This is a genomic window from Janthinobacterium sp. J1-1, from assembly GCF_030944405.1.
In the GTDB taxonomy this organism is placed as follows: Bacteria; Pseudomonadota; Gammaproteobacteria; order Burkholderiales; family Burkholderiaceae_D; genus Janthinobacterium.
Genome location: NZ_CP132339.1, coordinates 6117496 through 6141306 on the forward strand (window position 1 = coordinate 6117496; position 23811 = coordinate 6141306).

Annotated in this window: 19 protein-coding genes; 5 read left to right on the top strand and 14 right to left on the bottom strand. The window is 62.4% G+C overall.

The window, feature by feature from the left end; translation table 11 throughout:
* Nucleotides 1-57 precede the first annotated feature (57 nt).
* Together clpA and clpS are read right to left on the bottom strand one after the other, a co-directional pair.
* Nucleotides 58-2358 (bottom strand): ATP-dependent Clp protease ATP-binding subunit ClpA, encoded by a 2301-nt coding sequence (clpA, locus tag Q8L25_RS27910; protein ID WP_308922477.1) that lies wholly within the window; start codon nt 2356-2358, stop codon nt 58-60.
* Nucleotides 2355-2657: an ATP-dependent Clp protease adapter ClpS gene (gene clpS / locus Q8L25_RS27915; RefSeq protein ID WP_308922478.1), complete on the bottom strand. Its 303-nt coding sequence runs from the start codon at nt 2655-2657 to the stop codon at nt 2355-2357. The genes clpA and clpS overlap by 4 nt, the downstream gene beginning before the upstream one ends.
* 323 nt (nt 2658-2980) lie before the next feature.
* Between clpS and Q8L25_RS27920 the strand changes: the two genes are divergently transcribed.
* Nucleotides 2981-3184 carry a cold-shock protein gene (locus tag Q8L25_RS27920; RefSeq protein ID WP_008446468.1) on the top strand — a complete coding sequence of 68 codons (204 nt, stop codon included), beginning with the start codon at nt 2981-2983 and terminating at the stop codon, nt 3182-3184.
* A 66-nt stretch (nt 3185-3250) separates the two neighbouring features.
* Here the strand turns inward: Q8L25_RS27920 and icd are convergent, their stop codons facing one another.
* Nucleotides 3251-4504 (bottom strand): NADP-dependent isocitrate dehydrogenase, encoded by a 1254-nt coding sequence (icd, locus tag Q8L25_RS27925; protein WP_308922479.1) that lies wholly within the window; start codon nt 4502-4504, stop codon nt 3251-3253.
* 168 nt (nt 4505-4672) lie between these two features.
* Here icd and Q8L25_RS27930 point away from each other — a divergent pair, with 168 nt between their 5' ends.
* Both Q8L25_RS27930 and Q8L25_RS27935 read left to right on the top strand, forming a co-directional pair.
* Nucleotides 4673-5236, top strand: coding sequence for a pseudouridine synthase (locus Q8L25_RS27930; RefSeq protein ID WP_308922480.1), 564 nt, complete (start codon nt 4673-4675; stop codon nt 5234-5236).
* 65 nt (nt 5237-5301) lie between these two features.
* Nucleotides 5302-5754 (top strand): DUF192 domain-containing protein, encoded by a 453-nt coding sequence (locus tag Q8L25_RS27935; protein WP_308922481.1) that lies wholly within the window; start codon nt 5302-5304, stop codon nt 5752-5754.
* 99 nt (nt 5755-5853) lie between these two features.
* On the opposite strand, the gene rpsT is transcribed toward Q8L25_RS27935, so the two are convergent.
* Nucleotides 5854-6120: a 30S ribosomal protein S20 gene (gene rpsT, locus Q8L25_RS27940; RefSeq protein WP_010395935.1), complete on the bottom strand. Its 267-nt coding sequence runs from the start codon at nt 6118-6120 to the stop codon at nt 5854-5856.
* A gap of 297 nt (nt 6121-6417) precedes the next feature.
* Here rpsT and murJ point away from each other — a divergent pair, with 297 nt between their 5' ends.
* The gene (murJ, locus tag Q8L25_RS27945; protein WP_308922482.1) at nt 6418-7965 is read left to right on the top strand and encodes a murein biosynthesis integral membrane protein MurJ; all 1548 of its coding nucleotides are present in this window, start codon (nt 6418-6420) and stop codon (nt 7963-7965) included.
* Nucleotides 7966-8102: 137 nt separating this feature from the next.
* On the opposite strand, the gene Q8L25_RS27950 is transcribed toward murJ, so the two are convergent.
* A complete protein-coding gene (locus Q8L25_RS27950) occupies nt 8103-8621 on the bottom strand; it encodes an FxDxF family PEP-CTERM protein (protein WP_308922483.1) in 519 nt (172 codons plus the stop codon).
* A 475-nt stretch (nt 8622-9096) separates the two neighbouring features.
* On the opposite strand from Q8L25_RS27950, the gene Q8L25_RS27955 reads away from it, so the two are divergent.
* Nucleotides 9097-9849 carry a PEPxxWA-CTERM sorting domain-containing protein gene (locus tag Q8L25_RS27955; RefSeq protein ID WP_308922484.1) on the top strand — a complete coding sequence of 251 codons (753 nt, stop codon included), beginning with the start codon at nt 9097-9099 and terminating at the stop codon, nt 9847-9849.
* Nucleotides 9850-9917: 68 nt separating this feature from the next.
* On the opposite strand, the gene Q8L25_RS27960 is transcribed toward Q8L25_RS27955, so the two are convergent.
* The 9 genes from Q8L25_RS27960 to Q8L25_RS28000 form a co-directional block, all read right to left on the bottom strand.
* On the bottom strand, nt 9918-10949 hold the full coding sequence (locus Q8L25_RS27960; RefSeq protein ID WP_308922485.1) for a TIGR03790 family protein: 1032 nt from the start codon (nt 10947-10949) through the stop codon (nt 9918-9920).
* Nucleotides 10950-11047: 98 nt separating this feature from the next.
* On the bottom strand, nt 11048-12484 hold the full coding sequence (locus Q8L25_RS27965) for a mannose-1-phosphate guanylyltransferase/mannose-6-phosphate isomerase (RefSeq protein WP_308922486.1): 1437 nt from the start codon (nt 12482-12484) through the stop codon (nt 11048-11050).
* Nucleotides 12485-12500: 16 nt separating this feature from the next.
* Nucleotides 12501-13733, bottom strand: coding sequence for a glycosyltransferase family 4 protein (locus Q8L25_RS27970; protein WP_308922487.1), 1233 nt, complete (start codon nt 13731-13733; stop codon nt 12501-12503).
* The gene (locus tag Q8L25_RS27975) at nt 13714-15024 is read right to left on the bottom strand and encodes a UDP-glucose/GDP-mannose dehydrogenase family protein (protein ID WP_308922488.1); all 1311 of its coding nucleotides are present in this window, start codon (nt 15022-15024) and stop codon (nt 13714-13716) included. Before Q8L25_RS27975 ends, Q8L25_RS27970 begins: the two co-directional genes overlap by 20 nt.
* A 19-nt stretch (nt 15025-15043) precedes the next feature.
* Entirely contained in the window at nt 15044-17032 is a 1989-nt protein-coding gene (locus Q8L25_RS27980) for an alginate lyase family protein (RefSeq protein WP_308922489.1), read from the bottom strand.
* Between the two features lie 9 nt (nt 17033-17041).
* Complete coding sequence (gene asnB, locus Q8L25_RS27985) at nt 17042-18910, bottom strand: asparagine synthase (glutamine-hydrolyzing) (RefSeq protein ID WP_308922490.1); 1869 nt, start codon at nt 18908-18910, stop codon at nt 17042-17044.
* Between the two features lie 19 nt (nt 18911-18929).
* Nucleotides 18930-20024, bottom strand: a complete 1095-nt coding sequence (locus Q8L25_RS27990; protein WP_308922491.1) for a glycosyltransferase family 4 protein — start codon at nt 20022-20024, stop codon at nt 18930-18932.
* A gap of 56 nt (nt 20025-20080) precedes the next feature.
* On the bottom strand, nt 20081-21295 hold the full coding sequence (locus Q8L25_RS27995) for a glycosyltransferase (protein WP_308922492.1): 1215 nt from the start codon (nt 21293-21295) through the stop codon (nt 20081-20083).
* A gap of 182 nt (nt 21296-21477) precedes the next feature.
* Complete coding sequence (locus Q8L25_RS28000) at nt 21478-23736, bottom strand: heparinase II/III family protein (protein WP_308922493.1); 2259 nt, start codon at nt 23734-23736, stop codon at nt 21478-21480.
* Between the last annotated feature and the right edge of the window lie 75 nt (nt 23737-23811).

Below are 23811 nucleotides of genomic sequence, written 5' to 3' on the forward strand. Positions count from 1 at the left end.
TGAACGTAAAAAAACCCGCGCCACTTGCGTGGGCGGGTTTTTTGAAGTGCCAGGGACCTATTCGACTTCAACCGTTTCCGGTGCTGCCGTCGGCGCCGCATCAGGCGGTTCCGGGAATTCCAGCAGGACCTGGTCCTTGTCGTCGAGGTCGACCGTGACCTTGCCGCCAGACACCAGGCGGCCGAACAGCAGTTCGTCGGCCAGCGCCTTGCGGATCATGTCCTGGATCAACCGCGACATCGGCCGCGCGCCCATCAGCGGATCGAACCCTTTCTTGCCCAGGAAGGCACGCAGCTTCTCGGTAAACACGGCTTCGACTTTTTTCTCGTGCAACTGCTCTTCCAGCTGCATCAGGAACTTGTCGACCACGCGCAGGATGATTTCCTGGTCCAGCGCGCGGAAGCTGATAGTGGCATCGATACGGTTGCGGAACTCCGGCGTGAACATGCGCTTGATGTCGGCCATCTCGTCGCCTGCCTGCTTGGAATTCGTGAAGCCGATCGAGGCCTTCTGCAAACTCTCCGCGCCCGCATTGGTGGTCATGATAATGATCACATTGCGGAAGTCGGCCTTGCGACCGTTGTTGTCCGTCAAGGTGCCATGGTCCATCACTTGCAGCAGGATATTGAAAATGTCCGGATGGGCTTTTTCAATTTCATCGAGCAGCAACACCGCGTGCGGCTTCTTGGTGATCGCTTCGGTCAGCAGACCGCCCTGGTCGAAACCGACATAGCCCGGTGGCGCGCCGATCAGGCGGCTGACGGCATGACGCTCCATGTATTCCGACATGTCGAAACGGATCAGCTCGATACCGAGGATAAACGCCAGTTGCTTGGCCACCTCGGTCTTGCCGACGCCGGTAGGACCGGAGAACAGGAAGGAACCGATCGGCTTGTCCGTCTTGCCGAGGCCAGCGCGCGCCATCTTGATGGCCGAGGCCAGCGCATCGATGGCCGGGTCTTGCCCGAACACCACGTTGCGCAGGTCGCGGTCTATGGTTTGCAGCTTGCTGCGGTCGTCCTGGTTGACCGTTTGCGGCGGAATACGGGCGATCTTGGCGATGATGTCCTCGATCTCGGCCTTGCCGATGGTTTTCTTCTGCTTCGACTTCGGCAGGATGCGTTGCGCCGCGCCCGCTTCATCGATGACGTCGATCGCCTTGTCGGGCAGATGGCGGTCGTTGATGAAGCGCGCCGCCAGTTCGGCCGCCGTCGACAGGGCCGACGCCGAGTATTTCACGCCGTGATGTTCCTCGAAGCGCGATTTCAGGCCGCGCAGGATCTGCACGGTCTGCTCGACGGTCGGCTCGTTGACGTCCACCTTCTGGAAGCGGCGCGAGAGCGCATGGTCTTTTTCGAACACGCCACGGAATTCCGTGTAGGTGGTCGCGCCGATGCACTTCAGCTGGCCGTTGGCCAGTGCCGGTTTCAGCAGGTTGGACGCGTCCAGCGTGCCGCCCGAGGCCGAGCCCGCACCGATGATGGTGTGGATCTCGTCGATGAACAGGATGCCGTTCGGATTGTCCTTCAGCTGTTTCAGCACGGCTTTCAGGCGCTGCTCGAAGTCACCGCGGTATTTGGTACCGGCCAGCAAGGCTCCCATGTCCAGCGAATACACGACGGCATTTTGCAGGATTTCCGGCACATCGCTTTGCGTGATGCGGTAGGCCAGGCCTTCGGCGATGGCCGTCTTGCCCACGCCCGCCTCGCCGACCAGCAGCGGATTGTTCTTGCGGCGGCGGCACAGGATCTGGATCACGCGGTCGACTTCGTCCTCGCGCCCGATCAGCGGGTCGATCTTGCCTTCGGCAGCGGCCTTGTTCAGGTTTTGCGTGAACTGGTCGAGCGGACTTTCCTTCGGTTGCCCTTCGGCCGGCGCCTCTTCCACGCCTTCCGACGCTTTCGCGCTTTCGGTCGACTGGTCCTTGCGTACGCCGTGGGAAATGAAATTGACCACGTCCAGGCGGGTCACGCCCTGCTGGTGCAGGTAGTAGACCGCGTGCGAATCCTTTTCGCCGAAGATCGCCACCAGCACATTGGCGCCGGTGACTTCCTTCTTGCCATTCGATGCCGATTGAACGTGCATGATGGCGCGCTGGATCACGCGCTGGAAACCAAGCGTCGGCTGGGTATCGACCTCGCCCGTGCCAGGCACGGTCGGCGTGTTATCGCCGATGAAGTTGGTGAGGGTCTTGCGCAGGTCGTCGATATTGACCGCGCAGGCCCGCAATACCTCGGCCGCGGAGGGATTGTCCAGCAGTGCCAGCAGCAGATGCTCCACCGTGATGAATTCGTGCCGTGCCTGCCGAGCTTCGACAAACGCCATGTGCAAACTTACTTCTAATTCCTGCGCAATCATACTTCCTCCATCACGCACTGCAGGGGATGCCCCGCCTTGCGCGCATGCGTTAAAACGAACTCCACTTTGGTACACGCTATATCTTTAGAGAACACGCCGCACACTCCTTTGCCGTAGCGGTGAACACTGAGCATGATTTGCGTCGCCGTTTCACGGTCCTTGTTGAAATACTCCTGAATGATGGCCACCACGAATTCCATCGGGGTATAGTCGTCATTGAGCAAGGCTACCTGATAGAGCGGCGGCGGCTTGAGGGCTTGCCGCTCCAGCAGGGCTTCTGTGTCGTGCTTGGTTGCCATACGCTTATTCTAATGCTTTCACAGTGGTTGTCATGCGCAATATCTGCGCGTTTCCAATTGTTTTCAATCTTACGCGTTTTCTCACTACAGCGCAGATGGCGTCCCTGTCGCCAAAATCAAGAGTTGCTTTTTTGGTGCTCGTGAAGAATTTGGCAAGATCAGTGGAAAAGCGCTTGACTTCAATATTTATTCCGCCAACAATGCGGTATCGACTGTTGCAGTAATATGTACAGCTTGATAAGAAGTGAGACGTCGAGGAGGGGGCAAGAAGCTTCTTGCTTTTATGGCTCGTGTGATTTGTTTTAATTTTGAAAGTTCTTTTTATGGCAACAGGTACAGTTAAGTGGTTCAATGATTCCAAAGGCTTTGGCTTCATCACTCCAGATGATGGCGGCGAAGATTTGTTTGCTCATTTCTCCGCAATCAACATGAACGGTTTCAAGACCCTCAAAGAAGGTCAAAAAGTTCAATTCGAAGTCACGCAAGGCCCTAAAGGCAAGCAAGCTTCCAACATCCAGTCCGCCTAAGCTTCTTTCGGCCCTCAGATGTGAAAAACCCCGTTTTCGAACGGGGTTTTTTTTCGTCCGGCCGCTTTACATCTGCTCGACCATCACCGCGCCAAAGCCCGAGCACGACACTTGCGTCGCGTCTTCCATCAGGCGCGCGAAATCATAGGTCACGCGTTTCAGGGCGATCGACTTCTGCATCGCCGCGATGATCAGGTCCGCCGCCTCGACCCAGCCCATGTGGCGCAACATCATTTCCGCCGACAAAATCAGCGAACCGGGATTCACCACATCCTTGCCCGCGTATTTCGGCGCCGTGCCGTGCGTCGCTTCGAACATGGCCACCGAATCGGACAGGTTGCCGCCCGGCGCGATGCCGATGCCGCCCACCTGGGCCGCCAGCGCGTCGGAAATATAGTCACCATTCAGGTTCAGGGTGGCGATCACGCTGTATTCCACCGGGCGCATCAGGATTTGTTGCAGGAAAGCGTCGGCGATCGAATCCTTGACCGTGATGTCGCGCCCGGTTTTCGGATTCTTGAACTTGCACCACGGGCCGCCATCGATCAGTTCGGCGCCAAATTCCTTTTGCGCCAGCGCATACGCCCAGTCGCGGAAACCGCCTTCCGTGTATTTCATGATGTTGCCTTTGTGCACGATCGTCACGGAAGGCTTGTCATTGTCGATCGCATATTGCAGCGCCTTGCGCACCAGGCGCTCGGTTCCCTCCACCGACACCGGCTTGATGCCGATGCCCGAGGTTTCCGGGAAACGAATCTTCGTGACACCCATTTCCTTTACCAGGAAATCGATCAGTTTCTTTGCATCATCGGTACCCTGCGCGTATTCGATGCCGGCATAGATATCTTCCGAGTTTTCGCGGAAAATCACCATATCGGTTTTTTCCGGCGCTTTCAGTGGCGACGGCACGCCCTTGAAATAGCGCACCGGACGCAGACAAACGTACAGGTCGAGCTGCTGGCGCAGGGCCACGTTGAGCGAACGCATGCCGCCACCGACCGGGGTGGTCAAAGGCCCCTTGATCGACACCACATAGTCTTTCAGCACGGCCAGCGTTTCCGCCGGCAGCCAGCTGTCGGCGCCATACACGCGCGTGGCTTTTTCGCCGGCAAAGATTTCCATCCAGCTGATCTTGCGCGCACCGCCGTAGGCCTTGGCCACCGCCGCGTCGACCACCTTGATCATCACCGGCGTGATATCGCTGCCGGTGCCATCGCCCTCGATAAAGGGAATGATGGGCTGGTCGGGCACGTTCAGCGAAAAGTCGGCGTTGACGGTGATTTTTTGTCCGTCAGCAGGTACTGTAATATGTTGGTACATCAAAATCTCCGAAGGGGATTGCGTCACAAAACAAATCAGGGGCAGAGAAAGGCATCAAAAGGTCTTCTATAAGATATAAGACGACTGCGTTTCTCATTATGCACCACTATAGTACACGGCGCCACGCCTCACCGGCGGCAACGCCTTCTTTTGCATCAAGATAACACCATGCCACTCATACTTTTTAACAAGCCGTTCCAGGTCCTGTGCCAGTTCTCGCCACAGGATGGCCGCCTCACCCTGGCCGACCACCTTGATATCCCCGGCATCTACCCGGCCGGCCGGCTCGACGCCGACAGCGAAGGCCTGCTGCTGCTGACCGACGACGGCCGCCTGCAGCACGCCATCAGCCACCCCGACCGCAAGGAGGCGAAGACCTACCTGGTGCAGGTCGACGGCGTGCCCGATGCGGCCAGCCTGGCGCGCCTGCAAGCGCCGCTGGATCTGGGCGACTTCGTCACCAAGCCGTGCCAGGCCGTGCGGATTGCCGAGCCAGACTGGTTGTGGCCGCGCCATCCACCGATCCGCACGCGCCTTGACCACCCTACCTCGTGGCTGGCGATCACCTTGAAAGAAGGAAAAAACCGCCAGGTGCGGCGCATGACGGCCGCCGTCGGCCTGCCGACCCTGCGCCTGGTGCGCAGCAGCATCGGGCCGTTCTCGCTGGCCAGCCACCCCTTGATGCCGGGCGAATGGTGCGAAGTGCCCGGCGACGCCATCAGCAACGGATGACGCCGGCTTGACGGCTGGCGCGCCAGCATGGCTTAATCGCCGCTTCCACCGCTAACGTCTTGCACATGAAAACTTTTCTGATTTGCAGCAGCCTGGCCTTTGCGATGGCGGCGCCGGCCCCGGATTCCCGGGCGCAAAACCCGCCTTTGACGACGGTGCAGCTGCTGGCCGGCAAGCATGCGATCGTGGCCGAGGTGGCCGCCACGGAAAACCAGCGCGAACTGGGCCTGATGTACCGCGACAGCATGGCCGTCAATGGCGGCATGCTGTTCGTGTTCGGCGCGCCGGCCGCGCAATGCATGTGGATGCGCAATACGGCACTGCCGCTGTCGGTGGCCTTTCTCGATGCGTCCGGCAAGATCATCAATATCGAAGACATGCAGCCGCATACGCTCGACAGCCATTGCTCGACGAAAGCCATGCCGGCGCGCTATGCGCTGGAAATGAACCTGGGCTGGTTTCGGCTACGCAATATCAAGCCGGGCATGGTGATCGCCAACCTGCCAGCATCAAAATAGACGGCATCAGCCGGCGATGAACGCGAAAAAACCCGCCAGAACAAGTCTGCGGGTTTTTGCTTTTCATCCAACGCCAGCGAACTGGCGAAAGGGCGAATATTAAGCGGACAGTGCTTTCAAAGCAGCTGCCAGACGGCTCTTGTGGCGAGCTGCCTTGTTTTTGTGGATGATCTTCTTGTCAGCGATACGGTCGATGGTCGACACGGAAGCCTGGAAGATTGCAGCAGCAGCTGCCTTGTCGCCGCCCTGGATCGCTTTGCGAGCAGCTTTGATAGCTGTGCGCAAGGTCGAACGCTGGGACGAATTGTGTGCGTTTTGCTTAACTGCTTGACGAGCGCGTTTGCGCGCTTGTGCGGTATTTGCCATGGAATTTCCTAAAACAGGGTCAAAGTGCGTTTGCAAACATTAGTGTTTGCCAACCGGTGCGTTCTGTGCGTCTGCCGAACCATGTGTGCCAAACCAGTGCCTGTCAAACATTAGTGTCTGCGTAACAGAATTCTGTACAGCCTTCGATTATAACGAGATTTTCCGGCGAGGGCAATTCAAAAAAGCCGCTATCGACATCAAAAGGGCGAAAAACGGCGGCACCCGGGGCCGGAAAGCGCTGATTATTACAGCATGTTAACCGTTTGCACAGGCCGCGCCCAGCTATAATCTGCCCCCATGAACTTGCTCAGAACCCTCGCCGCCATTTCCAGCATGACCATGCTGTCCCGAGTCACCGGTTTGTTGCGCGAAAGCCTGTTCGCGCGCGCCTTTGGCGCCGGCGCCTACACCGACGCCTTTATCGTGGCCTTCCGCATTCCCAACCTGCTGCGGCGCCTGTTTGCCGAAGGCGCGTTCTCGCAAGCCTTCGTGCCGATCTTGTCGGAGTATAAAAACCAGCATGGCCAGGAGGCCAGCAAGCAGTTGGCCGACCATGTGGCCACCACCCTGGTGTGGGCCACCTTGCTGGTGTCCGCCATCGGCATCCTCGGCGCGCCATGGTTCGTGTATGTGATCGCCACCGGCCTGAACAAGGACCCCGGCGCTTTCGACGCGGCCGTCTGGATGACGCGCCTGATGTTCCCTTATATCAGTTGCATGTCGTTCGTGGCGCTGGCCGGCGGCATCCTGAACACCTGGCGCGAATTCAAGATTCCCGCGTTTACACCGGTGCTGCTGAACCTGTCCTTTATCGCCGCCTCCCTCTTTTTGGCGCCGCACCTGGCGCAGCCGATCTACGCCATGGCGATTGCCGTGTTTGTCGGCGGCCTGCTGCAGGTGGCGATCCAGATCCCTGCCCTGATCAAGATCGGCATGCTGCCGCGCCTGTCGATCAACCCGGCCATCGGCCTGTCGGACGGCGGCGTGCGGCGCGTGCTGAAAAAAATGGGACCGGCCGTGTTTGCCGTGTCGGCCGCGCAGATCAGCCTGATGATCAACACCAGCATCGCCTCGCGCCTGGCCGAAGGCAGCATTTCCTGGCTGTCCTACGCGGACCGCCTGATGGAGTTCCCGACCGCCATGCTGGGTGTGGCCCTGGGCACCATCTTGCTGCCCAGCCTGTCGAAAGCCAATGTCGATGGCGACAAGACGGAATACTCGTCCTTGCTGGACTGGGGCTTGCGCCTGACCTTTTTGCTGGCCTTGCCGGCGGCCGTCGGCATGGCCACCCTGGCCACGCCGCTGATCGCCACCCTTTTTCATTATGGTAAATTTTCGGCCGAATCGGTGGCCATGTCGACCGAGCCGCTGGTGGCCTACAGCCTGGGTTTGCTGGGCATCATCCTGGTGAAAACCCTGGCGCCGGCGTTTTATGCGCGCCAGGATATCCGCACGCCCGTCAAGATCGCCATCGGCGTGCTGATCGCCACGCAGCTGATGAACTGGCTGTTCGTGCCCTACCTGGCCGTTGCCGGGCTGGCCCTGTCGATCGGCCTGGGCGCCTGCCTGAACGCCACTTTCCTGTACTGGGGCTTGCGCCGCCGCGGCATCTACACGCCGAAACCGGGCTGGCTGACATTCTTCCTGCGCCTGCTGCCGGCCCTGGCCGTGATGGGTGGCGTGGCCGCCTATGGCGCGACCCGCATCGACTGGATCGCCATGCAAGCCCATCCATTGCTGCGGGCCGGCACCCTGGGCCTGCTGATCTGCCTGTGCGGCGTGGCCTATTTCGGCACATTACTGCTGGCCGGCTTCCGCTTCCGCGATTTCAAGCGCACCGCATAAGCAAATGTCCAGGGCATTGTTGCCTGCGCCTCGCCGTGCTGGCGCACTGTCTTCGTCTTGGCGCCTAGCCCTGAACGTTTGCCAGTGCCAGACAAAAAAACCCGCCTCGGCGGGTTTTTCATTTTGCACCAGCACTATCAGGCAGATTTCTTGACGCGGCGGCGAGCCACGGCGCCCACCAGCGCCAGGCCGGCCAGCATCATGGCGTAGGTTTCCGGCTCCGGTACCGGCAGGGCCGCGACGGTCGCGATATATTGCGAGCGGTCAATAGCGGTCACGCCTGAAATGTCCACGCGGTAGTTACCGGCGGCCAAAGGACCGGCCCAGCTCAGGTTCTGGTTCGAACCACCGGCCACATTGGTCAGCGCACCATAGTAGGTATTCGTGCCGACACCGAACAGCGATCCCGCAAAATTGGTGATCGCGCCTTCGGCCACCGAGAACGTTTGCAACGCACCGAAGGAAGTCGACGAGGGCGTCAGCAGCTGGAAGAACCAGCTGTCACTGATGGCCGTGCCGGCGTCAAGAAACTTGTCCGACTTGTCGGACAAGGTATCCGAACCGGCCGGGTCCAGGATCCCCAGCAGATGATCGGTCGCGGAAGCGCTGAACGATGCCGCCGCCAGGATACCAGCAGCAATCAATTTCAATTTCATGTTGTATCTCCTTCAAAATGAATTTATGGCTGCTGTACGCTGGCCACCCAAAGTACATGAAATACTGATAATAATGGTAGCATAATTACACGGAATAAATTATAAATATTTTATTTAAAGTTTCACTTTGGAAATTATTATTCTCATGAAATAGTTGCCTGCTTTACGCAGTTTCCAAGCGTAAATGTCAGCGAGGTGGCCAGGAGGCTCGCCATGGCGAGCCTGCAACACCCTGCGGGAATTATGAAAGCAGACTCGACACTGAACAGAAAAATATGATATATTTCCTACAAATAAGTTTAATTCCTGATAAGGACTAAACAAGACGCAGTACACACAGGTTCAGGCCTCATCCATGCCTGGCCTTGAAAAGCACGCCTTTCCCCGCACACAACGGTCACAGGGATGGGTGGCTGCAATATGCGCAATCAACGTCACCAGCGACGCGGCGCACCTGCTTTTTGAGAGAACTATCATGTCCAAATCGATTTTTGCCTGCTTGACAGCGCGCCCTTTGCTGCTGGCCGCCGCCATCATGGCGTTCGGCGGCAGCGCCCATGCGCAAACCCAAGCCCAGCCGCGCGACAATCAGAAAAGCTGCCAGGCCAGCACCAACAACGCAAATGGCGACGCCAAGGATGCCAACCTCGACGGCACCTACAGCGCCTGCAGCCTGGCGGACGGCTTTATCAGTGGCGGCACGCGCGCCAATGACGGCAAGCAACCGACGCCGGACTTTACCGGCGTGGTCTCGGACCAGGAGTTGCGCAAGTTCGATTCCAGCGACAGCACCCACCGCCTGGCGATCAATGGCATGCCTGGCAATGATGCGGTCATACCTGGCGGCAAGATCCTGACGACCGATGACAACCAGTTTCGCTTCCGCACCCGTGATTTCGTGGCCAACGAGGAAGTGTATCCACTCGACGAGACCCCGGCCTATGGCGCGGCGGGCCGTGCGCTGAATCGCAGCCGCAGCGGCAGCGCCGACAACCAGGCGCCATTGGTGGTGGCGTCGTCGCTCAGTGAAAACCTGCCCGCCGCCACTGGCGGTTCAAGCGGCGTGGGCGGCGGCGGCGCGGCCGGCGGCCTCAATACCGGCGGCGGCCTGATCCCGGCCACGCCGGAAGTGCCGGCCGTGCCGGAACCGGAAACCTGGGCCATGCTGCTGGCCGGCCTGGCCCTGGTGGCCTTCGCGGGACGGCGCAAGCGGGCCGCAACAGCGTAAATAAAAGTGTAAACCAAGAGCAAAAAGGCCCGCGAGGGCCTTTTTTTCGTCTGGAAAACTGCTGACACTCAGCGCCGGAAGCGCGCGTACGGCGCGGCCAAGGGGTCGCCGATAAACAGGCCTTGCGCAGGCCATGCCACGCTGCCCCAGTAGGCTTCGAGCGCGGTGCTGCCCGACAGGTAGCGGCGCAGCAGCACGCTGGGCTGTGGAAACTTTTGCCAGTAGCTGCACGGTTCGCTGACGGTGCCATAACTGGCCGTCGCACCTGCTTCCAGCCAGCGCTGGCTGCTCATCTGCTGGGTACCTTGCAGGTCGCCACCAAACGAGGTCAGGTGATCGGCCAGCGCACCGGGCAGGAAGCGCAGGGTGTCGAGCTTGGCCACCTTGGCCATGCCCGTCTGGTAGACCATGATGTCCTGCGCCCCTTCCAGGCTGTCCGCCTTCAGGTGCTTGATGGCCAGCTTGCGCGGGGCCAGCATGCCCGGCGGCGGAAACAGCGGCGCGCGGCTGTTGCGCGCGGCATCCGACGTCGTCAGATAATACGCGCTGGCGGCCGGCGGCGAAAAGCCGCTGACGGCGCCACGGTCGGCCACGGCCTTGGCCTCGTCGACAAAATCGATGGGCAGCAGCATCGCCAGGCGCAAGCCCAGCTGGGTATACGGTTGGGCCACATTGCTGTTGAAATACGGGCTGGCCTTGCCGGGATCGCAGGTCTTGGTGCACTGCCCCGCGTCGTAGCCCAGCGTAAATGCCGAGGTGATGGAATTGCACTCGACGGCATACGGCGCGCTCCACACCATCAGCACGGCCTGGATGCCGGGTTTCAGCTGGGCGTCGATGCGTTCCTTGAGCTGGGCGAACTGGTCCATGCTCAGCTTGCGGGGCCGGTTCGGAATCGTGACGTGGGCGACATTGGCGGCGGGAATACCATGCACCTGCCGGTAGTATTCGCCCACTTCGACGCTGTTCGGTTCGGCGTCGTTGATGATGATGGCCAGCTGCGACGGCTGCAGGCCGGCGGCGGCGGGCGGTGCATCGGCACTGGCGCTGCTGGCAGCGCTGGCGGCCAGCGCCAGGGAAAGATAAAGGAATATACGCAAGGTCAGGTCGCCGCCGTCAGGTTGGGAGTGCGGGCAGCCGGAGCCGCCCGCCCGGCGACGATTATAGCGCCCTATGCGCGCTGGCAGGCTTTATGGCTTTACGCTCGCTGGTAGACATCTTCCAGCCGCACGATATCGTCCTCGCCCAGATAACTGCCCGACTGCACTTCGATCAGGTGCAGCGGCAGCTTGCCCGGGTTTTCCAGGCGGTGCGTCATGCCGATCGGAATATAGGTCGATTCGTTTTCCGTCAGCAAGGTCACCTTCTCGCCACACGTCACCCTGGCCGTGCCGCTGACCACGACCCAGTGCTCGGCCCGGTGATGGTGCATCTGCAGCGACAGCTTGCCGCCCGGATTGACGGTGATGCGCTTGACCTGGAAGCGCTGGCCCAGGTCGATGCCTTCGTAGCTGCCCCAGGGGCGGTACACCTTGCGGTGCTGCACGTGTTCGCTGCGGCCCTGCTGCTTCAGATGGTCGACCACCTGCTTGACCCGCTGCACCTGGTCCTTGTGGGCCACCAGCACGGCGTCATCGGTTTCCACCACCACCAGGTCGCGCACGCCCAGCACGGCCACCAGGCGGCGCTCGGCGCGCACCAGGCAGTTGCTGACGCCATCGAGATACACGTCGCCGCGCACCACATTGCCGCTGGCGTCCCCCTGCTGCACTTCCCACAGGGCCGACCAGGAACCGACATCGCTCCAGCCTATGCTGGCCGGCAGCACCACCGCATGCGCCGTCCGTTCCATCACGGCATAGTCGATCGAATCGGACGGGCTGCCGGTAAATGCCTTTTCATCGAGGCGGCAGAAATCGAGGTCGCGGTAGCCGTCGCGCACGGCCGCCATGCAAGCGTCCAGCATGGCGGGCTGGAACTGGCCCAGTTCGCTCAGATAGCGCTCGGCGCGGAACAAAAACATGCCGCTGTTCCAGAAATAATTTCCGGCCGCGACAAAACCCTGCGCCGTCGCCAGGTCCGGCTTTTCCACGAAACGCTCGACCTGGCAAGCGCCCTGCCCTGCCTCGGCGCCCACCGGCGCGCCGGCGCGGATATAGCCATAGCCCGTTTCCGGTGCGGTGGGCACGATGCCGAAGGTGGCCAGCGCACCATCGGACGCCAGCTTTGCTGCGGCAATGATGGCCTGGTGGAAGGCCGGCACGTCGGTGATCACATGGTCGGCCGGCAACACCAGCATCAAGGCCTCGGGGTCGATCGCCAGCAGGTACTGCGCCGCCACCGCCACCGCCGGCGCCGTATTGCGGCCCACCGGTTCAAGCAGGATGCCTAGGGGGTCCAGCTTGATTTCGCGCAGCTGCTCGGCCACCATGAAGCGGTGTTCATTGCCGCAGACCACCAGCGGCGGCATCACCTGGCAAACCCCGTCCGGCAGGCTGTGCACACGCAGCGCCGTTTCCTGCAGCATGGTCCGGTCCGTGACCAGCGCCAGCAGTTGCTTGGGCAGCACGGCGCGCGACAGCGGCCACAAACGGGTGCCGGAACCGCCCGACAGGATCACTGGATATATCTTCATGGCTGTTGTCCCGATCTTATTTATTCACTTGCAGCGCCGGCGCGGCGGCGGGAAACAGGCGCGCGTAGGCGGCCAGCAATTTCGGCGCCTCGTACTCCCATTCCAGCTCGTTGATCACGCGGTGGCGGCCAAATGCGCCCATCTGTTCACGCCGCGCCGGGTCGTCGAGCAGCTCGACGATCTTGCGCGCCATGTCGACCGGATCGTTCTTCATGGCATACAGCGACGCGTCCTGGGCCGAGACCTTGCCCTCGACCAGGTCGAACTGCACGATCGGTTTGCCCAGCGCCATGTATTCCATGATCTTGTTCATGGTCGACTTGTCGTTCATGTCGTTGGCCACGTCCGGGTTCACGCACACGTCCGAAGTATTGAGCATTTCCAGCAGTTGCTGGTCCGGCACGCGCCCCGTGAACGTCACGTAATCGGCGATGCCCATGTCCTGCGCCATCTGTTTCATCTGTTCCAGCGAGGTGCCGCCGCCGACCAGGCCGAACTGCACGTCCTGGCGCCCCAGGGTCTGCACGATATACTGGGCCGCCTGCAGCAGCAGGTCGATGCCTTCCTGGGCTCCCATCACGCCGACATAGCCGACCAGGTAGCTGCGGCCTTGCTTCAATTCCGGCACCGGCGGCAGCACCCGCAGGCGGTCCAGCTTGGGACCGCTGCGCACCACATACACGTCTTCGGGCTTCATGCCGCCGCGTTCGATGGCGATCTTCTTGTACGACTCGTTGGTGGCGATCGACACGTCGGCGCTCTGGAACGACCAGCGCTCGAACAGCACCATCAGCTTGTAGAAAAAGTCGCGCCGGCCGAACTTGGCTTCGTACAGTTCCGGGTTGATGTCGTGATGGTCGAACAGGAAGCGCTTGCCCATCGTCAGCTTGAAAAAGCCGCCAATCAAAAACAGCAGGTCGGGCGGATTGCAGGCGTGGATGACATCGAAGCCGCGCGCGAAATGCACCTTCCACGCCAGGCGGAAGGTGTGGAACAGCGCCAGCGAGTATTCCACCAGGTAACCCTTGGCGCCTTCGGCTTCCAGCGGCAGGTGGTAGCGGTAGATATGGATACCGTCGATCGCCTCGTAGCGCGATTCATACCCCTTGCCGGTGGGGCAGATGATCGACACCTCGTAACCGTTCGCATGCAGGGTGGTCGCTTCCTGCCACACGCGCCGGTCGAACGGCGACGGCAGGTTTTCCACCAGGATCAATACCCGACGGGCCTTACCAGCAGATGCCGTCATATTGCTCTCCACTTTGTTCCTTGCTGATGCGCACCAGGTCGACGATATGCTGGTGCGGCTTGAGGCTGCCCGGCACGGTCTTGAATTCGGCCGCGCCGTTGCCGATCACGATGGTGTCGGCAAAATCGAGCACGTCCTGCATGGTGGTCACCATCAATTTGGAGATGTGCGGAATATGGTTCAGGATGTAATCCTGGTTGGCGCCCGTCAGCGCGGCCAGGTTGACATTCTTGTCGTACAGTTTCAGCTCGTAGCCCTTGCCCAGCAGATATTCGATCACGTCGACCAGCGGCGACTCGCGCAGGTCGTCGGTACCGGCCTTGAACGAGAAGCCCAAAATACCCACCTTGCGCGCGCCCTTGTCGGCGATCATCTTGATGCCTTTCTCCACCTGCTTCTGGTTCGACGGCAGGATCGAATTGAGCAGCGGCAAATCGAGATCCAGGGTGCGCGCCTTGTAGGTCAGCGCGCGCACGTCTTTCGGCAGGCAGGAGCCGCCGAACGCGAAGCCCGGCTTCATGTAATACGGTGACAGGTTCAGCTTGGTATCCTGGCAGAAGATCTCCATCACCTTGTGGCCATCGATGCCGACCGCCTTGCAGATATTGCCGATCTCGTTGGCGAACGCCACTTTCACGGCGTGCCAGGTGTTGTCGGTGTACTTGACCATCTCGGCCGTTTCCACATCGGTGCGCACCAGCGGCGCATCCATTTTTTCATACAGCTGCACCAGCAGGGCGCCAGCCTTTTCGTCGGACTCGCCAATCACGGTTTTCGGCGGATTGTAGTAGTCGTGGACGGCCGTGCCTTCGCGCAGGAATTCCGGGTTGTTGCAGACGCCAAAATCGACGCCGGCCACCTTGCCGGACGCCGCTTCCAGGGTCGGGATCACCAGCGAGCGCATCGAGCCGGGCAGCATGGTCGAGCGCGCCACCACCACATGGAAAGAATCTTTTTCGGCGATCGCCGCGCCGATTTCCTGGCATACCTTGCGCACATGGCTGAGGTCCAGGTTGCCGTTCAGCTGCGAGGGCGTGCCGACGCAGATCAGCGACATGTCGGAACCGAACACCGCATCGCGCACGTCCGCCGTGGCGCGCAGATGGCCGCTTTTCACGGTGGCGGCGATCATCTCGCCGATATCTTTTTCGATGATGGGCGTGGTGCCCTGGTTGATCAGCTCGACCTTGGTCTTGTTCGGGTCCACGCCGATCACTTCGTGGCCGTCGCTGGCCAGGCAACCGGCGGAGACGGCGCCCACATAACCCAAGCCAAATATACTAATTTTCATGTTTTTTCCTCGTCAATTTCTACAGATCAGATGTCATCAAGTGTAATGTGGTACGCAGCCTGGTCCCGCCGTCGAGCCGCGCGCGCCAGGCCAAAGTGGGCGCAGCCTGTTTTTCATCAAAGCGATGCGCAATCCAGCCCAGCACCGGCTGCTCGCCGCCCCGCACCAGCGCCATGGTGGCGCCGGGCACGTCGGGCAAGTGCATGGCGATCTCGCATTGCTTGCCACGAATATGCAGCACGCCACCGTCGAGCCTGACCGCGCATTGCGGATCGATATGCCAGAACAGCTCGACCTCGTGCGTGCCTTTGCATTCAAGCACATCTTCCACCACGATCCGCCGTGCGCCAGGCGCCACGCTGACCTCGCGCCGGTGCAGCACCGGATCAGGCAAGGCCAGGTAGCCGTCGTGGCTGGCGCTCCAGAACTGGCCGTCACTGTCGTCGCGCCACGCCAGGCACTGTGCCCTGGCCTTGCGCAGCCACAAGAAGTTGCCGCCCGATTCGGACTGGTCCCGGCCATCGATGCGCAGCGTGTTGTGCGCGCTGGTGCCGCGAAAATAATCGCGCCACTGTTTCTGCGTGTGATAGGCATAGGTGCCCGGATCGACCAGCACCGCCTGGCCCGCCACCGACAGGGTCAAGGCCAGCGCGTCGGCATGGCCGTGGGCGGCAATGCCCAGGTAGCCGAGGGGACCGGCGTCCGCGATCAGCCGCACCTCAAGCGGTGTATCAATATTTGCGCCCATGATCCAGTAGCCGCCGTCGGCGAAACTGCGCGGCAAGCGCGTCTGCGTTGCGACCGGCAAGCCGTCGAAAGCCTGCCGGCCCGCCTCGCCCAGCAGCCAGGCGCTCTTGTCGTCAAACCGTCCCGCCTTGAACTTGAAATCGCTGCGCCCGAACAGCGCCGCGCCGCTGGCCAGCAATGAGCGGTAGACATTGACGCCGGGCGACTTGTCCCAGCTGGCAAGCTGCGCGTCGTCGGCGTCGCCGATCATCGGCACCTCGCCCGCCACGTTCATCATGGCGGCGATAAATTCCAGCATGGTTTCCAGTCGCTGCAAAAAGGCGGCGGAACGGGGCCGGCCATTGGCGCGGCCCGCCAGCACGCACAGCAGCATCTCGTCGGCCACGGTGTGCTGGTAATAGATCGCCTGCTCGCGGTTGACGCCATCCGCGCCGTTCTGCAGCAAGGCCTGCTGTTCCAGTTCGCGTTCCGTCTGCGCCAGCCAGGCCGCGCTGTCCGGCCAGCACGGCCAGGTCAGCGCCGCCACGTGCAAGCCCGTCAATTCGCCAAACAGATGGTTGTTGGCCGACGAGTGGCGCGAAAAATGGCCGGCAATAAAATGGCAGTGCTGGTAGATGCTGGCCAGCCAGCGCTGCAAAAACGCCTGGCCGCCGCTTCCCTGGAACAGCGGGCTCTCCATGCCGCCCAGCAAGTTCCAGGCATGCGACCAGCTGACCAGGCGCAAGGCCAGTTCCAGCGCGCTGCTCCAGTTCGGCCCCAGCGTATACGGGCACTGCCGCCACCACGATTCGAGCAGGATTTGCACGCCCTGCGCATATTTCAGCTCGCCACTGAGGCGATACGCCATCGCGAGATCACTGATCATCAGGTGGCGGTTCGGTTCCCACAGGCATTTGATATCGCCGACCACCGCCTCGTCGCGGTAATTGAGGGTCTTGCCGAAGCTGACCGGGGCCACGGTACCTGTCTTCGGGTCGCGGTTCCACTCGGGCGGAAAACCGAGTTCCACATCGCGCAGCGCGAATACATCAAAGCGGCCGGCCAGGATGCGTTCGGCCGCCGCCAGGTGCGGCGCCGGGTCGGACGACAGTCCCAGCCAAGGCTGGCCGAAGCGCGCCAGCGACGCCGGCGGCGGCACAGGTACCAGACCGATGCCGCGCGCCTGCAGGCGCTGCTGCACCGCGTCGCGCACGCGGTGCGCCACTTCGGGTGCGCCCATGGCGCGCAAACGGTTCAGTTTCCAGGACAAATTAGCCAGCATGGTCCGCGCTCACAGATACTGGCGATGCCAGATTTCCAGGGTCAGCAAGCTCCACAGCAGCTTCTCGTGGTTTTGCCGCCCTTTCACGTGCTCGGCCAGCACCTGCTGCAGCGCTTGCGCATGGTAGTAGTGGCGCGTGCGCGACGAGGCGCCCGTCAGGTGCTCGTACAGATACTCTTTCATGGGGCCGCGGAACCATTCGTTGACAGGCACGCGAAAGCCCACTTTCGGCCGTTCCAGGATCGCCGTCGGCAGCAGCTGCTTCATCGCTTCGCGAAGGATCCACTTGGTGGCGCGCCCGCGCACGCGGTAATCGTCGGGCAGGGTCGACACATAGGCGGCCAGCTCGTGGTCCATGAAGGGCATGCGCGCTTCGAGCGAGGCGGCCATGGTCATGCGGTCACCCCGTTCCAGCAGATTGTCGGGTAGCCAGCTTTTTTGATCGAAGCACAGGATGCGGCGCAGCGCGCTGTTGTCGCCGCCGCCACAGCCGAGACCCGCCTCCTGCGTGCGCCGTGGCGCGGGCATGGCGACCAGGCGCGCCCTTTCCTGGTCCGACATCATGCCGAACCAGCGCGGCATGCGCTCGTCGAACGCTTCCAGGCCCAGGTTGACGATGGCCGTCTTGGCGCGGCGAAAACGATACGGCAAGGCGCCGATGGCCGGCTCGATCAGGCCGCGCCGCAGCACGCCGGGCAATTGCTGGTAGCTGCCCGCATAGCGCTCGTACACATGCTTGGGGTAGCCCCCCAGGATTTCATCGGAACCTTCGCCCGTCAGCACCATCTTGACCGTCTTGCGCGATTCCTTCGCCAGCAAATAGATGGGAATATCGGACGGCTCGGCCACCGGCGCGTCGCGAAAGCGCACCAGGTCGGGCAGCAATTCGATCACCTGGTCGACCGACACTTCCAGCTCATGGTGATCGGTGGAAAACTGGCGCGCGATATCGGCCGCATACGCCAGCTCGCTGAAACCGCCCTCCTTGAAACCGACCGAAAAAGTTTTCACAGGCACGCCGGCATGGCGCGACATCAGCGCCACCACCGCCGAGGAATCGATGCCGCCCGACAGAAACGCGCCGAAGGGCACGTCCGAGATCATGCGGATGCGCACGGATTCGTCGAGTTTTTCCAGGAAAGTGGCGACCGGATCGGCTGGCAAGTTGCTTGCCACGCGCGGCCGGCTGTCGGGCGGCGTGTAATACACGCTCTCGCGCAGCACGCCGTTTTCCCACGTGGCGGTGGAACCGGGCGCCAGCTTCCTGATGCCCTGGAACAGGGTGGCGGGACCGGGCACATAACGGTAGGCGAAATAATCCCAAATCGCGTCCTCATTGGCGTGCGCGGCCACGCCGGGCAAGGCCAGCAGCGCCTTGATTTCCGAACCGAAGGCCAGCCGCCCTTCGTGCTGCCACAGGAACAGCGGCTTCTTGCCGAACGGGTCGCGCGCCATGAACAGGCGGTTATGGCGCGCATCCCAGATGGCAAACGCGAACATGCCGCGGAAGTGGCGCACGCACTCCTCGCCCCACTGCACGTAGGCGTGGACGATGGTTTCCGTGTCGGAAGCGGTACGGAAGCGGTGGCCCAGCGCAATCAGTTCCTCGCGCAGCAGCTGGTAATTATAGATTTCGCCATTGAAGATGATCTGCACGTCACCCGTCTCGTTGCCCAGCGGCTGGTGGCCGGTGGCAATATCGATAATCGACAGGCGCCGGTGCAGCAGGCCCACCTGCCAGGCACCGTCGGCGGTAGTGGCCTGCAGCACGCCGGTGTCATCGGGGCCGCGGTGCGCGATGGCGCGCCCCATGGACTCGAGCGCGGCCAGCTGGCCGGCGTCGGACGAGGGAAAGATCAAACCGGCAATACCGCACATAATATCTCGCTTGAAAAAACTATTCTGACGCTGGCGGCGCCAGCAAGGCGCGATAGACGCGCCGGAAATCGTGCGCCAGGCGCTCGACCGCGTAGTGACTATCGATGCGCTCGCGGCAGGCCTGGCCCATGCGCCGCAACAGGGCCCGGTCGCGATCGAGGCGCACGATGGCGTCGGCCAGCGCCTGCGGATCGCGCGGCGGCACGAACAGGCCGTGCACGCCATCTTGCACCACGTCCGGAATCGCGCCCACCGGGCAGATCAGCACCGGCGTGCGCGCGGCCATGCTTTCCAGCAAAGCATACGGCAATCCTTCGTGATGCGTGGGAAAACCGAACACATCGGCGCCGCGCCACAAGGCGTTCTTGGCCGCGCCAAACACGGGGCCCAGGAAGCTGACCTGCCCCTCCAGCCGCAAGGCAGCCACGCGCGCACGCAAGGCCGCTTGCGCCGGGCCGCTGCCGGCCAGCGCCAGCGTGGCCGTGCTGCCCGCCGCGCGCGCCAGCGCCAGCGCCTCGACCAGTTCGAACAAGCCCTTGCTTGCGGCCAGGCGCCCCACGTACACCAGCGACAGCGGCGATTGCGGCGATTGCGGCTTCTCGCCCGCGTCCTGCCCCGCGTCGATGGCGTTCGGGATCACCTCCAGCGGCAAGCTGGCATCGAAACTGCGGTAGCCGCGCAACTCGCATTGCGCCAGCAGCACCACCGCGTCGGGCAAATGCAGCACGCGGCGCAGCAGCCCCGTCAACAAAGGTTTGCCGCCAAAAAACACCTGCGGCAAGGCGCCGCCATGCACCTGGTACAGCACGCGCTTGCCCATGGCCTTGGCCACTAGCAAATAGGCCAGGTCGCGCCAGTAACTTTTCTGCTCCATCGACGTATTGATATGCACGATCTGCGGCTGCTGCACGCGCAAGGCCTGCAGGAACTGGAATGGGCTCCAGGCGAAGCGCAGCAGTTTGTGCAGGCGCGACTCGCGCCGCCCCTCGCTGCCCACCTGGAAATGCACCAGTTGAAAGTCGCGCGCCAGCGAACAATGAAACAATTGATTCAAATGCGTCGTCACGCCGCTGACGGCATCGAGGGCAGGTCCCAGCAGCATTACAGTAGTCATATTTGCATTATATGTTATAGATTTGCAATTGTGCGCAAGGCGCCGTTATTTCGCGCTCACGATGCAACAGTACCCGCCAGGCGGTGGTAACACGCCGCCAGTTCGCGCGCCAGCACGCGATAGCTGCGCTGCGCGTCGATATACGCGGCGCCGCCCTGCGCACGCGCGCGCGCGGCCGGCACGTCGCGCAAGATGTCGACCATCGCGCCGGCCATCGCGGCCGGATCGCTGCTGGTGAGCCAGCCGCAATCGCTGCCCGAGAGTACCTGCACCTGGTCCGGGCTGTCATTGCCGACGGCCGGCATGCGCAGCGCCAGGTATTCGAGCAGCTTGGTGGGCGAGCTGACGTCGTACAGCGCGCCGCGCGGGATATACGACAGGGCCGCGTCGGCGCCGGCCAGCAGCGGCCAGGCCTGGCTGGACGGCAGCCAGCCCGTCACGCGCACGCAGTCGGCCAGGCCGGCGCGCCGCGCATGGTCCAGCAGTTCATCGACGTCGGACGGCGTGTCGGAGGCGCCGATCAGCAGCAGACAGGCGCCGGGCACGTCACGGCGCACGATCTGCAGAGCGTCGAGCAGGCGTTCGAGCTGGCGCGACTGGTCCAGCGTGCCCAGGTAGGCCAGCAGCGGCACGCCGTGCCAGCCGTCGGGCCGCACGGGCTCGATGGCTTGCTGGCCCAGCACTTCCATGTCGACCCCCATCGGCACGGCGCTCAGCCGCCCTGCGGCGACACCCTTGCCGCGCATCATCTGCAGCATCGCCTCGCTCTGCACGAAGACGTGGTCGGCGCGCGGCAGCAGCACCCGATACAGCAGCCACTGCTCGACCAGGCCCTTGCACAGCACCAGGCGTCCGCGCAAGGTCGCTCGCTGCGCCAGGCCGGAGCGCGCGCGTTCGATGCGCCCTTCGCTGATCAGGTAGGAAACCCAGTAATAAAAGGGAATGCCCTTCAGGCGGGCGATCAGCAGCGCCAGCAGGCCGGTCGGCACCATGTCGCGCACCTGGACCGCGTCGCAATCGGCGCGGCGCGCGCCACACAAGGCGCGCAGACAGCCGAGTTGAAAAGCCAGTTCGCGCCGCAGCCGGCTGGCGTGAAAGCGCGGAGTGCGCACCGAGCGAAAGCCCTGCGCCTGCGGCGCCTGCGGCGACGGCATGCCGACGATATCGCAAGCGACGCCGTGGCGCGGCAGGTATTTGCCGAACAGTACCGCCACATCGGGACGAAAGGTGGGCAGGCTTTCCGGCACCAGTTGCAAGATCTTCAGGGACATAGGCAGAAGCAATCAGCTTGCGCGGCAGTGGAAAACGGGGCACGGCCACTGCCGGCATCAGGCTATGCCCATATGAAACGATCAATCATCTTACCCGAACAGCATGGTTTTAGCGGCACGCCAGAGCCGAAAAAAAAAGCAATACCAGGCGGTATTGCTTTTTTCGGCCTGGGGTGCCGCGATTACTTTGGCAATGGCAGTGTCAACGTTTGCGTGCCGACCACGACCTTGCGCAGGCCGCCGCTGGTGTCGAGCCTGACGGCCGTGCCCTTGCAACCGACGTCGAGCACCGTCAGGAATTCGCCGCTGGTGGCGGCGGCGGCCTTGACGAACACGCCGTGGTCTTCATAGGTGCCGCTTTGCGGCGGCGGGCCGACGCGGCGCTCGAAACGCTGGTCGCTGGTGGCCAGCGGCACCAGGCACACCTTGCGGCCCTGGTTGGTGATGGAGATATTGCCGGCCGCATCGGCGTCGATAGGCGCATAGCCATGGAAGTTCCACTCGAAGACGCGTGGCGTGGCCGACGCGTACTGGTCGAGGATGACGGCGGTGTCGGTGCCGCGCACATACCAGATCTTGCGCGTGGCCGATTTCAGCAGGCCGGCATAGGCCGGCGTGGCGTCGCCTTCGACGTAGTCGACGGCAGGCGTGGTGGAAAACGCGTTGATGCGGCCATTGCGCGACAGCGGCTCTTCATAACCCTCCACCACTTGCCCGATGCCGCCGTCGAAGGTCAGCGCATTGTGCGACTTCGACTGGCGGTACCAGGAATTCCACAGCGGCGAATCGTACCAGTCGTACCAGCCGGTTTCCGTCAGCAGCGGCACGCCGCCGCTGAACAGCACGAAACCGTTCTGGTCGCCATGGCTGTGATTGAAGGAACCGTAAGGGCTGGCCTTGAAGTACAGCGAGGTGCGGCCACTGTCGGCCAGGTTGCTGTGCATGGCGGTCCAGCCGATGCTCGGATAGTAGGCGGCATTGGCCGGCGGCGTGGCGGCCGCGGCGGCAACGGTCGCGACCGGCATCGGATACGGCGCCTGCAAGGTAGCCAGCACGTCGTCCGGACGGGTCAGGTTTTTCACATACCAGGCCGCCTGCGGCGTGGCGTAGCGCGAGGCGAAGCCCTTCATGAAACGGTATTCGGGCGCCGTCTCGTGGCCGTCGCCAAACACGTGGGTCTGCTGGCCGGGCGGCACGAAATGCATCAGGAACTGCGCGTAGCCGCGCGACCAGGGCTTGTCGAACATGTTGACGCCGGTCGCCTGCGCCAGCGCGGGCCAGATCTGCAGCGCGAAGTCGGCTTCGTATTCCGCATACGCGGTACCGTTGGCAAAGCCGCCCTCCGGGCCGCTCCAGACGCTGAACGAGCTGACGAAGGCGCGGAACGAGAAATCGAACCAGTCGGCCGCGGCGGGAATATCGCCCAGCGCCAGGGTCGAGGTCAGGGTCAGGTAAGCCATGCTGGTGGCCGCGTGCGAATCGTAGGGCAGCTGGTCGAGACGGCCGCCGCCGGCCGACAGGTCGGCGTACAGCGCGCTGGTGCGCGCCGCCACCACCGACAGCCACTTGTCGCGGCGCGTGGTGTCGCCATTGACCACCAGCGCGCCGGCCAGCATGTCGATCGCTTTCATCAGGCTTTGCGCGATCACGCGGCTGCCCATGTCCTGGTTGGCAAAACTGGTCGGACCGTTCACGTCCAGCGCGGCGAACTGGTCGCCGCGGCGGATCGCTTCATCGAGGTAGGCTTGCTGGCCGGTCAGGCGGTACAAGGTCGCCGCACCCTCCAGCTGGCGCGCATTCGGATTGACGCGCTGCATGATGTTCGATTGCTGCGCCACCAGCGCCGCCGTGCGGATCTTGCTTCCCGGCAGCGGCCACTCGCTGTCGGACACGGTTTTCAGCGACGAGACGTAGTAGTTCACTTCGTTCGTCAGGCCCGTCAGCGCCTGCTGGCGGTCGGCGCGCATGGCGGCGCTCCATGACGAGAAAGGCTTCAGGCCGCTGGGCAGCGCGCGCGGGCGCGCCTTGCGCGTGACGGCATTGCGCAGCGCCAGGTTTTCAGCCACCTCGAACAACTGCGAGTTACTGGCAATCACGAAGCTGCGCGGGGTCGACCACTCCTGCGAGGTCGATGGCCGCACGCGCCAGGTATAGTTACCAACAGGCAATGCTCGCGGTGGCAAATACCAGTTGCGGGTGCTCTTGAAAGTACGGTTCAGCACGCCATTCAGATACACTTGGACCACGTATTCCGGCGGCGCCGAAGGATGGCGCGACCACGAGAAAGTCGGCGGGTTCTGCGCCTGGGTCTGCATGTTGTCCGGCAGTGGTCGGATGGCCAGCGGATCGGTCGCCTGTACCCAGTCTGCCCGGGCGGCGCCGCACAAAGGCAACAGCAATAGCAAAGCGGAACGCAACAGGGGGCGGTTGCTTGATTTCATGGAGGCAATTCCTTCGGCGGGTGTCAGGTTGGGCATGGATCCGGGGTGACCATCGACATTGCGCGACGCTACCGT